The sequence below is a fragment of the Nocardia sp. NPDC058518 genome, from assembly GCF_042719655.1.
GTDB lineage: Bacteria > Actinomycetota > Actinomycetes > Mycobacteriales > Mycobacteriaceae > Nocardia.
Genome location: NZ_JBHXNJ010000016.1, coordinates 103,371 through 117,661, shown reverse-complemented (window position 1 = coordinate 117,661; position 14,291 = coordinate 103,371). Strand labels below are relative to the sequence as shown.

At 66.0% G+C, this 14,291-nt stretch carries 10 protein-coding genes and 1 pseudogene; 8 read left to right on the top strand and 3 right to left on the bottom strand.

What is annotated here, in order from left to right:
• Nucleotides 1-4 precede the first annotated feature (4 nt).
• Complete coding sequence (locus tag ACFWPX_RS25220) at nt 5-1,447, bottom strand: short-chain fatty acyl-CoA regulator family protein (protein ID WP_378929594.1); 1,443 nt, start codon at nt 1,445-1,447, stop codon at nt 5-7.
• Between the two features lie 156 nt (nt 1,448-1,603).
• Here ACFWPX_RS25220 and prpD point away from each other — a divergent pair, with 156 nt between their 5' ends.
• The 6 genes and pseudogenes from prpD to ACFWPX_RS25190 all read left to right on the top strand — a co-directional run bounded on the left by prpD (nt 1,604) and on the right by ACFWPX_RS25190 (nt 6,644).
• Nucleotides 1,604-3,106, top strand: a complete 1,503-nt coding sequence (prpD, locus tag ACFWPX_RS25215) for a 2-methylcitrate dehydratase PrpD (RefSeq protein ID WP_378929592.1) — start codon at nt 1,604-1,606, stop codon at nt 3,104-3,106.
• Nucleotides 3,106-4,020 (top strand): methylisocitrate lyase, encoded by a 915-nt coding sequence (gene prpB / locus ACFWPX_RS25210; protein WP_378929590.1) that lies wholly within the window; start codon nt 3,106-3,108, stop codon nt 4,018-4,020. The genes prpD and prpB overlap by 1 nt, the downstream gene beginning before the upstream one ends.
• Nucleotides 4,020-5,144: a bifunctional 2-methylcitrate synthase/citrate synthase gene (locus ACFWPX_RS25205; RefSeq protein WP_378929588.1), complete on the top strand. Its 1,125-nt coding sequence runs from the start codon at nt 4,020-4,022 to the stop codon at nt 5,142-5,144. Before prpB ends, ACFWPX_RS25205 begins: the two co-directional genes overlap by 1 nt.
• A gap of 136 nt (nt 5,145-5,280) precedes the next feature.
• A pseudogene (locus ACFWPX_RS25200) lies at nt 5,281-5,445 on the top strand (biotin carboxylase N-terminal domain-containing protein); the annotation flags it as partial.
• 140 nt (nt 5,446-5,585) lie between these two features.
• Nucleotides 5,586-6,026 carry a pyridoxamine 5'-phosphate oxidase family protein gene (locus tag ACFWPX_RS25195; RefSeq protein ID WP_378929586.1) on the top strand — a complete coding sequence of 147 codons (441 nt, stop codon included), beginning with the start codon at nt 5,586-5,588 and terminating at the stop codon, nt 6,024-6,026.
• A gap of 201 nt (nt 6,027-6,227) precedes the next feature.
• Nucleotides 6,228-6,644, top strand: a complete 417-nt coding sequence (locus ACFWPX_RS25190; RefSeq protein WP_378929584.1) for a hypothetical protein — start codon at nt 6,228-6,230, stop codon at nt 6,642-6,644.
• 46 nt (nt 6,645-6,690) lie between these two features.
• Here the strand turns inward: ACFWPX_RS25190 and ACFWPX_RS25185 are convergent, their stop codons facing one another.
• Nucleotides 6,691-6,906, bottom strand: a complete 216-nt coding sequence (locus ACFWPX_RS25185) for a hypothetical protein (RefSeq protein WP_378929582.1) — start codon at nt 6,904-6,906, stop codon at nt 6,691-6,693.
• 560 nt (nt 6,907-7,466) lie between these two features.
• Here ACFWPX_RS25185 and ACFWPX_RS25180 point away from each other — a divergent pair.
• On the top strand, nt 7,467-9,623 hold the full coding sequence (locus ACFWPX_RS25180; RefSeq protein ID WP_378929580.1) for an elongation factor G-like protein EF-G2: 2,157 nt from the start codon (nt 7,467-7,469) through the stop codon (nt 9,621-9,623).
• 229 nt (nt 9,624-9,852) lie between these two features.
• Here the strand turns inward: ACFWPX_RS25180 and ACFWPX_RS25175 are convergent, their stop codons facing one another.
• Nucleotides 9,853-10,044 carry a hypothetical protein gene (locus ACFWPX_RS25175; RefSeq protein ID WP_378922430.1) on the bottom strand — a complete coding sequence of 64 codons (192 nt, stop codon included), beginning with the start codon at nt 10,042-10,044 and terminating at the stop codon, nt 9,853-9,855.
• Nucleotides 10,045-10,353: 309 nt separating this feature from the next.
• Here ACFWPX_RS25175 and fxsT point away from each other — a divergent pair, with 309 nt between their 5' ends.
• Complete coding sequence (gene fxsT / locus ACFWPX_RS25170) at nt 10,354-14,025, top strand: FxSxx-COOH system tetratricopeptide repeat protein (RefSeq protein WP_378929577.1); 3,672 nt, start codon at nt 10,354-10,356, stop codon at nt 14,023-14,025.
• The last annotated feature ends 266 nt before the right edge of the window (nt 14,026-14,291 follow it).

Sequence of the window (14,291 nt, the reverse complement as noted above, 5' to 3'; positions counted from 1 at the left end):
CCGATCAGGGCGCGTGCCCGGTGCGATCCTGGTCGGCCGGGGTGTAGGGGATATTGGCCGCGCGGTTCTGGTCGACGCGGATCGCCCTGCCCAGTTGCGGGAACGCGCGCTGGGCGCAGGCGGGGCGTTCGCAGATCTTGCAGCCCGCGCCGATCGGCACCGCGGTGGTCTCGTCGTGGATCGGCAGCCCATGGGAGTAGACGAGTTTCTCGGCGTAGGCGAGGTCGCAACCGAGGCCGATGGCGAAATCCCTTTTCGGAGAGAGATATCCCGGTGTGCTCTCATCGGTCGTTCGGGCCAGCCACAGGTATTTGCGGCCGTCGGGCATCTCGGCGATCTGGGTGCGGATGCGGCCAGGGGTGGTGAAGGCCTCGTGCACCACCCACAGTGGGCAATTTCCGCCGACGCGGGAGAAATGGAAGGCGGTGGCGGACTGGCGTTTCGAGATATTTCCCGCGCGGTCGGTGCGCACGAAGAAGAACGGGACTCCGCGCTGATTCGGGCGCTGCAATGTCGAGAGCCGGTGGCAGACGGTTTCGAAGCCGACCTCGAACATCGACGACAACAGATCGATGTCGTAGTGCAGTTCTTCGGCGGCATCGCGAAACCGCGTGTACGGCAGGATCAATGCGCCGGCGAAGTAGTTGGCCAGACCGACCCGCAGCAGGTCACGGGAGCCGGCGGGCATCGTCTCCACCGACGCGGTCAGTGTGTCGATGGTTTCGGAATGGGTGAGGAACGCCAGTTGCGTAGCGAGCTGGAAGGCACGCTGACCCGGTGAGAGCCTGCGAGCGAGAACGATCTGGCGGGCTTCGGGGTCGTAGATCCGTTTGGGCCCGGGATCGGTGGGGTTGTCGGACCGGATGGTGACGGTGATGTCGTGTCGGTGGTGCAGCAACCGGGTCAGCTGCAGATCCAGCCCGCCGATGCTGAGCCGGTTCTGGGTGAACAGTGCTTCGGCGGCCTGGTCGAGTTCGGGGATGTGATTGCGGCGGTCGTAGAAGAAGTCGCGGACGTCTTCATATGGCATCGCGGTGCCCGGTTCGACGGTCGAGCCCTCGATATCGGCGGAGAACTGTTCCATCTGCTGGGTGGCACCGCGCAGGCGACGATGCAGGCTCACCAGCAGCCGCGCCGCGCCGGGGACGCGCGTGAGCAGATCATCGAGTTCGGCGTTGGTGACCGAAGCCGCGTCGGGGTCGTCGGCGAAGACGTCCTGCAGATCGGCCAGCAGCCGGGCGTCGGTATCGGCCGCGAAGAAACCCATGTCCAGGTCGAAGGTGGCGTTGAGCCGCAGCAGGACCGGGACGGTCAACGGCCGCTGGTCGTTCTCGAGCTGGTTGACGTAGCTCACCGATAACCCGAGCGCCTTCGCCATCCCCGATTGGGACAGGCCACGAAGCTCACGCAGCGTCCGCAGCCGTGCGCCCGCGTACATCTTCTGCATACCGGCAAATGTATCAGCAGCCCTTTTCACAACTTACGCAAATTTGCTGAATTTCATCCACAACATTTGGCATTTGCGGTGTATTTCGCGGTAAACGACCCGTGTGTAACGTGCGAAAGAAGCAGTCGAAATTCACCGCTCCTGGAGGCCGCACTCGTGAAGAACCATCTCGTCCGTACGCACCGTTCCGCTGAGGACTTCCCGCGAGAAGAGCACCTCGCGTGGCGGATCGCCGAGGTTGCCACCGATGCGGTGCCGGTGGCCGCGGAGACCGAGGAGATGATCGTCAACCGGATCATCGACAACGCGTCGGTGGCCGCGGCCTCGATCACCCGCCGCCCGGTGGCCAACGCACGCGCCCAGGCACTGGCACACCAGTACGGCCCCGGCGCCGCCGTGTTCGGTGTGCCGGGCCGGTTCTCCCCGGAATGGGCGGCGTGGGCCAACGGTGTCGCGGTGCGCGAACTGGACTTCCACGACACATTCCTCGCCGCCGAATACTCACACCCCGGTGACAACATCCCGTCGATCCTCGCGGTCGCTCAGCACACCGGCCGCGACGGCGCCGACCTGATCCGCGGCCTCGCGACCGGTTACGAGATCCAGGTGGACCTGGTGCGCGCGATCTGCCTGCACGAACACAAGATCGACCACGTCGCCCACCTCGGCCCCTCGGCCGCCGCGGGCATCGGCACCCTCTTGGGCCTGGACACCGAGACGATCTACCAGGCGATCGGGCAGGCCCTGCACACCACGACCGCCACCCGTCAGTCGCGCAAGGGCGAGATCTCGAGCTGGAAGGCCTACGCACCGGCCTTCGCCGGGAAGATGGCCGTCGAAGCGGTCGACCGCGCCCTGCGCGGTGAAGGCGCCCCCTCGCCGATCTGGGAGGGCGAGGACGGGGTCATCGCCTGGCTGCTCGGCGGACCGAAGGCGGAGTACACGGTGCCGCTGCCCGGCCCCGGCGAGCCCAAGCGCGGCATCCTCGACACCTACACCAAGGAACACTCGGCCGAGTACCAGAGCCAGGCCCCGATCGACCTGGCCCGCCGAATGCGTGACCGCGTCGGCGATCTCGACCAGATCGCGACGATCGTGCTGCACACCAGCCACCACACCCACTACGTCATCGGCACCGGCTCCAACGATCCGCAGAAGTTCGACCCCACGGCCTCGCGGGAAACCCTCGACCACTCGGTGATGTACATCTTCGCCGTCGCCCTGCAGGACGGCACCTGGCACCACGAGCGTTCCTACGCCCCCGAGCGCGCCCAGCGCCCCGACACCGTCGAGCTGTGGCGCAAGATCTCCACCGCCGAGGACCCGGAGTGGACCCGCCGCTACCACTCCACCGACCCGAACGAGAAGGCTTTCGGCGCCCGCGCCGAGATCACCTTGAAGAGCGGCGAAGTGATCGTCGACGAGCTCGCCGTCGCCGACGCGCACCCGCTGGGCGCTCGCCCGTTCGCTCGCGAGCAGTACATCGCGAAGTTCCGCACCCTGGCCGAAGGCGTGATCGAGCCGGTCGAGCAGGATCGCTTCCTCGACGTCGCCCAGCGCACCCCCGAACTGACCGCCGAGGAACTCGGACAGCTGAACTTCACCGTCTCCGATGCGGTGCTGGCCCGGACGCCGAAGCTCGCGAAGGGCCTGTTCTGATGACCGGTCTGCTGGCTTCGTCGACCTCGGCCGCCGACAAGCGCGTCGCGTTCAGGGCCGGACTGGCCTCGGACCGCATCCAGCGCTTTCCCGGCGCGTTCAATCCGCTGGTGGCCAAGCTGATCCAGGAGATCGGCTTCGAGGGTGTCTATGTCTCGGGTGCGGTGGTCTCGGCCGACCTCGCCCTGCCAGATATCGGTCTCACCACGCTGACCGAGGTGGCCGGGCGCGGTGAGCAGATCGCCAGGGTCACCGAGCTGCCGGTGCTCATCGACGCCGACACCGGTTTCGGTGAGCCGATGAGCGCGGCGCGCACGGTCACCTTCCTCGAGGACGCGGGCATCGCGGGCGCGCACTTCGAGGACCAGGTGAACCCGAAGCGGTGCGGGCATCTCGACGGCAAAGCGGTGGTCCCCGTCGGCGAGATGGTGCGCAGGTTGCGCGCGGCGGTCTCGGCACGACGCGACCCGAACTTCGTGATCTGCGCGCGCACCGACGCCGCGGGTATCGAGGGGATCGACGCCGCGATCGAGCGAGCGAAGGCCTATGCAGAGGCAGGCGCGGACCTGATCTTCACCGAAGCGCTGTCCGAGGCAGCCGAATTCGAGAAGTTCCGGGCGGCGGTGGCGACTCCGCTGCTGGCGAACATGACCGAGTTCGGCAAGTCCGAACTGATTCCCGCCCGGACGCTGGAATCGATCGGCTACAACGCCGTCATCTATCCGGTCTCCACGCTGCGCTTGGCCATGTTCGCCGCCGAGGCCGGTCTGCGAGAGATCTACGAGCAGGGCACCCAGTCCGGTCTGCTCGACCGGATGCAGCACCGCAGTCGCCTCTACGAGCTGCTGCAGTACGAGCGCTACAACGAATTCGATTCCGACATCTTCAATTTCGCGCTGGGAAGTGATCAGTGATGACGGATATCGCCGTTCCGACCATCTACAAGGGCCTCGCCGGTGTCGTCGTCGATACGACCTCGATCTCGAAAGTGGTGCCGGAGACCAACTCGCTGACCTACCGCGGCTATGCCGTGCAGGACCTGGCCGCGCACTGCTCCTTCGAGGAGGTGGCCTACCTGCTCTGGCGTGGTGAGCTGCCCGATCACATCGAGCTGGAACGGTTCTGTCAGCAGGAGCGGGCCTCCCGCCGCGCGGATCGGTCGCTGCTGTCGCTGGTGTCGAAGATGCCCGACAACTGCCATCCGATGGATATCGTCCGCACCGCGATCAGCTACCTCGGCGCAGAGGACCCCGCCGAGGACGACAACTCCGCGAAAGCCAACCGGGCCAAGGCTCTTCGGATGCTCGCGGTGCTGCCGACGATCGTGGCCGCCGATCATCGTCGCCGTCAGGGTCTCGACCCGATTCCGCCGCACTCGCACCTGGGGTACGCGGAGAACTTCCTGAACATGTGTTTCGGCACCGTCCCGTCGCGGGAGCTGGTGAAGGCGTTCGAGGTTTCACTGATCCTCTACGCCGAGCACAGTTTCAACGCCTCCACCTTCGCGGCCAGGGTCGTCACCTCGACCCTGTCCGATATCTACAGCGCGGTCACCGCCGCTATCGGAGCGTTGAAGGGCCCGCTGCACGGCGGCGCCAACGAAGCGGTCATGCACGACATGCTCGAGATCGGCGATCCCGCCCTTGCCGAGGAATGGTTGCGCAACAAGCTGGCCGACAAGGACAAGGTGATGGGCTTCGGTCACCGGGTCTACAAGAACGGTGACTCCCGGGTACCCACGATGAAGAAGGCGTTCGTCGACATCGCCGCCGCGACCGACGGCGACAAGTGGGTCCAGATGTACGAGATCCTCGAACGCACCATGAACGAGGCCACCGGCATCAAGCCCAATCTCGACTTCCCGACCGGTCCCGCCTACTACCTGCTCGGATTCGACATCGAAGTGTTCACGCCGATCTTCGTGATGAGCCGGATCACCGGCTGGACCGCTCACATCATCGAACAGGGCGAGTCCAACGCGCTGATCCGGCCACTGAGCGAGTACGTCGGGGTGCCGCAACGGTCGGTCGTCGCCTGACCCACAGCTAGTCCCTCGTCGGCGGGCCGCCGTCTCGTTCCGGCGCACCACCCCCGCGCCCTGACTCGACAACGTCGACCGAGAGGATGTTTTCCCAAGTCCTGGTAGCCAATCGCGGCGAGATCGCCATCCGAGTGCGGGCGCCGCCGCGATCTATCCGGGTTACGGGTTTCTGTCGGAGAACCCCGAACTGGCCGCGGCTTGTGCTGCCGAGGGCATCACGTTCATCGGTCCGACCGCCGAGATCTTGGAGATGGCGGGTAATAAGGCGACGGCGATCGAGGCGGCGTCGCGTGAGGCGGAGTCGGCGTTCGGTGATCCGACGGGTCAGGCACCCGGTCACGGGAACGAAAACCACGTGCGCACCGGGCCTCTGGCTGGACTCAATCGATCTGGAAAACCTGACAAGAGCTGTCAGCGGGCGGTGACATCCTGGCTTCCATGGCGACATGGCAGCAGTTCGCGAACGAGGCACCCGAGTTGGCCGCCCACGTGAGGTCCCGGTTCGAGGCGCACAAAACACACGTGCTGGCCACACTGCGCCGCGATGGCGCCCCGCGAGTGAGCGGATCGGAGGTGGAGTTCATCGGACCTGACCTGATGTTCGGTTCCATGCCAGACGCCATGAAGGCAGCCGACCTGCGCCGCGACGGGCGGTGCGCCATCCACGCCCATCCCGGCGACGGTGACGCCAAGGTTATGGGCCTCGCAGCCGAGATCACCGGACCGGCCAAGGCCGCCTTCGGATCGCCACCCGGTGTCCACGACTTCCGACTCGACCTCACCGGTGCGGTTCTCACCTACGTCGACCCGGCAACAGAGCTGCTCGTAATTCACCACTGGCATCCCGGCACCGGTGTAAAAGTCACCCGGAGACGCTGATCGGCCGAGTATGTCTTCGGTTCGGTTTCACCTCGGAGAAGCCGTCAGCATGATGTGGACAGGCCAGCTGGAGACAACCTCGGCAATAGGTTTGCCGGTCGCGAGGCAAAGCGATAATCGACGTCCCTGAGATGGCACTCGGCCGGTGTATACATCACTCCCATGACCATATTTCGGGGAAGCGTCCACATCTACGGCACAATGGACGACGCGGTCCGGCTCGTTGCGATCTACGCCAAGCGTATGGCGTTCGAAATCGGGGATGAGCCTACTCATTTCTCGGTGAAGGAAGACTGGTTCGATTCCTTCAAGCTGGTCGGGCAGTGGCTGGAATACAACGAGGACCTGACTACGGACGACCTGCCGGAGCGGCGGAAGGTTCTGGAGATCAGTTGCGTTTTTAACCCGCCGGCGCAATCAGAGCCGGACAGATTCATCGAGGACACGATAGATGCCGCGTTGGCAGAATTCTACCGAGATGGTGGTCGGCCGAAAGTCGGCGATCCCACCTCCATTCCCTGGGGCAGTTCCTCCGCTGAACTCGATGAGGAGGAGGTCGAGCGTTTCCGGAAGAGATTTCCGGCTTCGGCTGACCCGACAGCTCAGAGGCCCAGCTGAGTGGAGGCACTGACCACGTCAGCCCCTCGTATTCAACGATGGCGCGTTACTCGATAGTGCCCTTGCTGTAGTAGACGGTGATCGACGGCCAATTTCCGTCTGCCGTGACCTCGTTGTGCAAGATCAGGTCCGAGACGGTCACCGGACCGAGCTCTTCGATCGTCGACGCGACGCTACGCAGCAGGGTCGACACATCAGCTCGGCCGGGGCCAGCCGGGTTTGCTCGAGAGAAGTGCAGCGACTTGTATTCGGTGGATGTCATGGTCGGTTCCCTCCGGTGCGACTCGAACTGCTACTTGCGTCCACACTTCTGCTTGTTGAGGATCCTCATCTAGACCTGGCGTTTGCCACCCCAGCCGCGCCGCAACGTATCCCGTTGTGCCGCTACAGAATTTGACGCGAGAGTGCGGTTCGCGGTTCCGTCGGCTCGATATGACTTACGTCATAGAGGTGTTGCTCGAACCCGGTTGGTCCTTGCTGTCGAGTACCACTCTGCAATCGAGGCTTGATGCCATCGGTCACCAGGTCGACCGTTTCGCCGCCCGGCGACGTCGACCGCGAGCAACACCGGACATTGCCGGGCGGCGTGGACGAGACCCTCTGCCTGGATGTCGACTGGACCGTCGGCGAATGCCGCGACCTGGCCGGCGAAGCGGTCAGGCACGAAGGTGGCGGGAGGCGGACCAGGATCTGCCGGCTGGTGCCGAGGCAATCGACCTCCGTGCTGGGTTGCAGCATCGATCGGCCAGAACCGTGGACGTGCCCCTACCTGCGGTGGGAAGCTCGAAGGAGCCGGGGCCCTAACCAGAGGGAGCGTGCGACATGGTGGAACGGACGAACGGGGCGCAGCGACCGGAGAGCATCCGGAACGTGGCGTTGGTTGGCAGCAGCGGTGCGGGGAAGACGACGCTGGTGGAGGCGCTGGCGTTGGCGACCGGGACGGTGAACCGGGCAGGCCGGGTGGAGGACGGGACCTCGCTGTCGGACTACGACGAGGTCGAACGGCGACAGCACAGATCTGTGCAGCTGTCGGTGGTCCCGGTGATGTGGGGCGGGGTGAAGATCAATCTGATCGATACGCCGGGATGCCCGGATTTCGTCGGCGAACTGCGGGCCGGGTTGCGGGCGGCGGACGCGGCCCTTTTCCTGGTGTCGGCGGCCGACGGAGTAGAGGGTGTGGCGGGCGCGACGCGGGAGCTGTGGGCCGAATGCGCGCTGGTGGGGATGCCGCGGGCGATCGTGATGACACATCTGGACACGGCGCGGGCGGAGTACGAGGAACTGGTGCAGACCTGTCAGGCGCTGCTGACCGACGGAGCGAGCGATACCGTGCTGCCCCTGCACCTGCCGGTCTACGGGCAGAAGAGCCCCGACGGGCACCGGCCCGCGATCGGACTGCTGGAACTGCTCGAGCGACGGGTCGCCGACTATCGCAGCGGGAAACGGGTGCGCACCGAACCCTCCGCGGAACAGCTCGCGGTGATCGACCCGGCCCGCGATCGGTTGATCGAGGCGATCATCGCCGAGAGCGAAGACGAAACGCTGATGGACCGGTACCTCGACGGCGAACCCGTCGACCTCGACACCCTGGTCGACGACCTGGAACGAGCCGTGGCGCGCGGAAGCTTCCATCCGGTGCTGTTCGCGGCACCGGCAGCCGAGGAAGCGGAACAGGGCCTCGGCACGCTCGAACTGCTGGAACTGGTCACGGCCGGGTTCCCGACACCGATCGAACACCTGCTCTCGGCCGTGCCGCGCGGCGACGGCGCCGCGCCCACCGCACTGCGCTGCGATCCGGCGGGGGAACTCGCCGCGGAGGTCATCCGGACCTCGTCCGACCCGTATGTGGGACGGGTATCGCTGGTGCGGGTGTTCTCCGGCACGCTGCACAGCGAGGACACCGTCCACGTCTGCGGACCCGAACACGATGCCGACGACCGGGTCGGCGGGGTCACCGCGCCGTTGGGGAAACAACAGCGGCCACTGACCGAGGCCGTCGCAGGCGATATCGCGTTCGTGAGCAAACTCGGCCACGCGGAAACCGGTGACACCCTCTCCGGCACCGGGCAACCCCTGCTGATCGAGCCGTGGCAGCTGCCGGAACCCCTGCTGCCCGTGGCTATCCGGGCGCAGGGGAAGGCCGATGAGGACAAGCTCTCGCAGAGCCTGACCCGGCTCGTCGCCGAGGATCCGACCCTACGGCTGGAACACAACGAACACACCCATCAGCTGGTGCTGTGGTGTCTGGGGGAAGCCCACCGGGATGTCGCGCTGGAACGGTTGCGCGGGCGGTTCGGGGTGCGGGTGGACGTGGAACCGTATCGGGTGGCGTTACGGGAGACGCTCGCCGCGGCGGCCGAGGGGCGCGGCAGGCTGGTGAAGCAGTCCGGCGGGCACGGGCAGTACGCGGTGTGTCAGATCCAGGTGGAACCGCTGCCGACGGGGACGGGATTCGAGTTCGTCGACCGGGTGGTCGGTGGGGTGGTGCCGCGGCAGTTCATCGGATCGGTGGAGAAAGGGGCAAGGGCACAGGCCGCCCGCGGGGTCACTCCCGGATATCCGCTGGTGGATGTGCGGGTGACACTGGTGGAGGGGAAAGCGCACTCGGTGGACTCCTCCGACGCCGCCTTCCAGACCGCGGGTGCCCTCGCCCTCCGCGACGCGGCGGACGTGTCAGGGACCCTGCTGCTCGAACCGGTTGCCGCGGTGCGGGTCACGGTCCCCGACGACCATCTGGGCGCCGTCCTCAGCGACCTGTCCACCCGGCGCGGCCGCATTCTCGGCACCGAACCGGCCGAGACCTGCCGCACCCAGATCCGGGCCGAGGTACCCGAACTCGAACTGAGCAGGTATGTCATCGACCTGCGATCGCTCACCCACGGGGCGGGGTCGTTCGCCCGCGGGTATCTGCGGCACGAGCCGATGCCGACCGCCGTCGCGGAGCGGGCACGCAAGGAAAGCGCCGTGGCGTCGGCCTGAATCGCCGGGCCGAGCGTGGAAACGGGGTGGCTACGATCCGGATCTGACCGCCGAACAGGCACGTGTACCGGCGGACCCGGTCGGCAGGCGATCCGCTGCCGACCCTGGCAGGGTTTCGGCAGCTGGCCCGCTGTGGATACCTTCCATCACCGCGATCGTTCGCAGTGATGGCCGGAGCAGCGGTACGGTCCGGTGTGGTAGCGACTTGCATCGGGTGGGTTCGCAAGGGTCACAAGGTTTTGTAGGTGGTGATGGCGAGCAGGATCAGAGTGAGGGTGCTGCCGAATCCGATACCGGCGGCGCAGGCGGTGGCCGCGAGGGTGGCGCCGTCGGTGTGGGCGAGCAGGCCAGCGGTGAGGGCGACGAGGGTGGCCGCCAGCACGGCTGTGGTGAGTAGCAGGGCCTTGGTGATGGTGGGCATGAGTGTGTCGTTCTCCGTATTCGGCCGGGGGTTGTCGGTCGAGAACAGCAAGCCCGACCGAGCCCGACCTCGTCCAGTGAGCTCCATCGCAACACGCGTTGAAAGGCCATGTCAGCGGGGTTTTCTCGATTTTGCTGAGCATCGAGGGTCTGCTCTGAGTCGGCCGAGTCGGAAAGGGATCAGACCGTGACGGACAGCCAGCCCGCAGGCCGGAAGTACACGCGGACGAGTTACATCCAGGCGTTCTTCACACTCCAACTCGAGGCGAAATCTCCCCATCCCCAGGATGTCTCATCCTGGATTTCGAGCATGAGGAACCGGAGGATCTCGGCCAACACGATCGCGGAATGGCTCAAACCCGATCCGGTGATTCCGCGTGATTCCGAGAAGTTCCTGCTGGTGCTGGAATGCCTGCATGCGATGGCGGGCAAACCATGGCCGCTATCGCCCGAGGCGCTCGAACGGTGGAAGCAACGTCGCGCCGACGCCTACGCCGAAGCTCGCACTACGTCGCCGAAATCCGAACATGCCCGGGCATTCGACACCGGCGTGACCCGTTCCGGAGACGAGGCCGCGCTCTCCTCGGTCATCGTGTCACCTGCCGAAGAACCCCGGGACGTTGTAGTGGTGGGGAAGATCCCCGCTGAGCCTGTCCATTTCGTGGCGCGTGAGCAATTGCGCATGCTCGCGCAGAGTGCGGCCACGTCACCGGTGTCGGTGGTGGTGACCGGGATGCGGGGCGTTGGCAAGACGCAACTGGCCGCCGCCTACGCGCGAGAGGCCATGGATTCGGGTGTTGGACTGGTGGGCTGGGTCGACGCGGAAACCGATGGCACCCTGCTGGAAGGGTTGGCGGCCATCGCATCCCGGTTGGGGGTGGCCGATCCCGAGGGCGACTCCCAGCGCTCCGCGCATCGACTGCGAGATCACCTCGTCACCCGCCGCGAGCCCGGTGTTCTGGTGTTCGACAACGCCACCAACCCCGACCGGGTCGGTGAGTTCGTTCCGGTCCGTGGCGGCACCCGGGTCGTCATCACCAGTACCGACCACTCGTTCACCACTCTGGGCACGCTGGTCGATCTCGAGGTCTACACCCGCGCGGAGTCGATAGCCTTCCTGCGCAATGCCACCGGTCTCGCCGACGACTACGGCGCCGACCGCATCGCCCAGCAACTCGGGGACCTGCCGTTGGCTCTGACGCAAGCCGCCGCCACCATCGTCATCCGCCGACTGGACTACACCCGCTATGAGGCACTGCTCGACCAGCCACTGCCCGCGGCGCTGACCCGCCTGGCCGGCTCACCGCACCCGCACCGGGTCGACAAGGCGATCCTGCTGTCACTCGAGACCACCGAAGCCACCAGCGGCGATGCGGAACTCGACACCGCGGTCCGGGACCTCCTCGAACTGATTGCGATGCTGTCTCCGGCAGGCGTGTGGGTGGAGATCCTGCCCGACGGGACAGGCCGCCTGCACGAAGCGTTGGCCCGCTGCGAGTGGGGCTCACTTCTGACACGCTCGACCACCGGTGACGCCGTGCTGATGCACCGCCTCATCTCCCGGGTGCTGCGCGAACGTGCCTCCACCGAACAAGCACCCACGTACCAGCATCCGGCAGCGGTGGCCGAAACCGGGCTTGTGCGGTTGGCGAACAACGCCCTGACGGTTCTTGACAACCACTCCTTCGACACGAGTCAGTCCTGGAACTACCGTGACGTCGGCGCACACCTGATCGATCACCTCGACTCGATCTGGAACAGCCGTGCCCACGCAACAAGCACCACCCTTGCCCAGAAGTTGGCTCTTGCTCGAATCTGGGCCGGGCGCCACCTGATCGAAGCGGCCGACACCACTCGCGCGATCTCCTATACCTACCAATGCCTCGCCGACGCGGCCCTGACACTGGGCACCAGCCACCACTACACTGTCGCCTCCCGCTTCAACCTCGCCCTCGCCTATTTCGCGGCAGGCCGCGTCGAAGAAGCTGTCCCGGTATTCGAGCTGACGCTCACCGACGCCGAGCGGGTTCTCGGACTCGACCACCCGGACACTTTGCTGGCCCGCAAAGACCTCGCCGAGGGGTACGCCGGGATGGGCTGGATCGACAAAGCAATCCCGCTCTTCGAACAGACCCTCGCCGATACCGAGCGGGTTCTGGGGCTCGACCCCCTCACGCTCGCGGTGGGCAATCAACTCGCCAACACCTACCAAATTGCGGGCCGGATGACACAGGCGATAGCGCTGCACGAACAGACCCTCGCCGACCGCGCCCGGATCCTAGGCTCTGATCACCCCGATACGTTGACCTCCCGCAGCAACCTCGCTCTCGCCCACCTGGCGGCGGGACACCTGGCAGAGGCCATTACGGCATCCGGGCAAACTCTCACCGATCGCGCGCAGGTCCTGGGCCCTGACCACCCTCTCACTCTGATTTCCCGCGGCAACCTCGCTCTCGCCCACCAAAGCGCGGGGCGACTGAGCGAGGCAGTGATGTCGTTCGAGCGAAATCTTGCCGACTGCGAGCGGGCTCTCGGCCCCGATCACCCCGAGACGCTGCGTAGCAGGGGCAACCTCGCCGCCGCATACCTGAAAGCTGGTCGGGTAGACGAGGCGACCGTATTGCTCGACAAGCTCCTCGCCGACTCCGAAAGAGTTCTGAGCCACGACCATCCCGACACTCTGTGTGTACGTGGCAACCTCGCCCACGCCTATCAGGCGGCAGGCCGGGCAAGGGAGGCAGTCGCGCTATTCGAGCGAAATCTTGCCGACTGCGAGCGGGCTCTCGGCCCAGATCACCCCGCCACCCTGCACAGCGGCGGCTACCTTGCGGCCGCATACATGGCGACAGGCCGGTTGAGCGAGGCGACCGCCTTGGCCGAGCAAAACCGCATCGACCGTGAGCGAGTCCTGGGATCCGACCATCTGGACGCCGTGCGCGGCCGCGCCAACCTCGCCGCCGCGCACCAAGCCACAGCCAGTGCCGATTCCGTCCTGCTGCTCGAGAATGCCCTTGCCGACGCCGGGCACATCCTGGGCCAAGACCATCCCGACACCCTGCGCCTCCGCAATAACCTGGCCGCCGCCTACCACGCCGCGGGTCGCACACCCGACGCGGTTACTTTGCTCGAGCAGTTGCGTACCGAGACCGAGCGAGTCCTCGGCTCCGACCACCCTTTCACCATGAGCATCGACGGCAACCTCGCCTACATGTACGTGACGGCGGGCCGCGTACCGGAGGCGATAGCGTTGTCCGAGCAGACGCTCACAATCCTTCAACGGCTGCAAGGCCCCGATACCCCCCAAACACTGGTCTGCCGCAGCAACCTCGCCTTCGCCTACCGGGTAGCAGGTCGGATTCACGAGGCAGTAGCCATGTCCGAACAAACCCGCACCGACGCGGAGCGGATTCTCGGTGGTGACCATCCGGACACCCTGACCGCCTGTCACCATCTTGCCGATGCCTACCACTCGGCGGGCCGGGTGGACGAAGCGATCCCCCTCTACGAACGGATCTGTATCACCCGCGAACGAGTCCTCGGCCCCATCCATCCCGACACGCTGGCTGTCCGCAACAATCTCGCTCACGCTTTCCACTCGGCTGGTCGCCTCACCGAGGCGATCACCCTCTTCGAGCAGACCCTCGCCGAGACCGAGCGGACCCTCGGCGAGCACCCCAGCACCCTGACCGTCTGCAAAAACCTTGCCGATGCCTATCACCTGGCCAGCCGGGTGGGTGAGGCGACTGCCATGTCCGAGCAGGCTCTCGCCAAACATGAACGGGTCCTGGGCCCCGACCATCCCGATACCCTGACCGTTCGCAACAACCTCGGCGACGTCTACCTGGTGGCGGGCCGGGTACACGAAGCTGTCGCAGTGTTCGAACAGACCCTCGCCGACGCCGAGCGGATCCTCGGCCTAGATCATCCCGATACCCTGACCATTCGCGACAACCTCGCCCGCTCTACGCGGCAGGCAGAGTGAACAAGACGATCCTCCTTCGGGCAGACGATCCACCAGCCCAGCGGTGACCTCGGCCCCGCGAATGCCTCATCGGGCTTGACGGTGGCGCGCTCGATCACCTGTTCGTCTCGACCGCACGGCTCGGGAGCGATAGCCATACGCCGGGTGCGCGTGGATGGTTCGAGGCATTCGAAACAGGGGGCGTCCCACGACTGCGAGTGTGTGAACCGGTTCCATCTGTTGTGGCTCGAGGCCGTCGGCGAAGGCCGGAACAGCGGTGGGGCCCC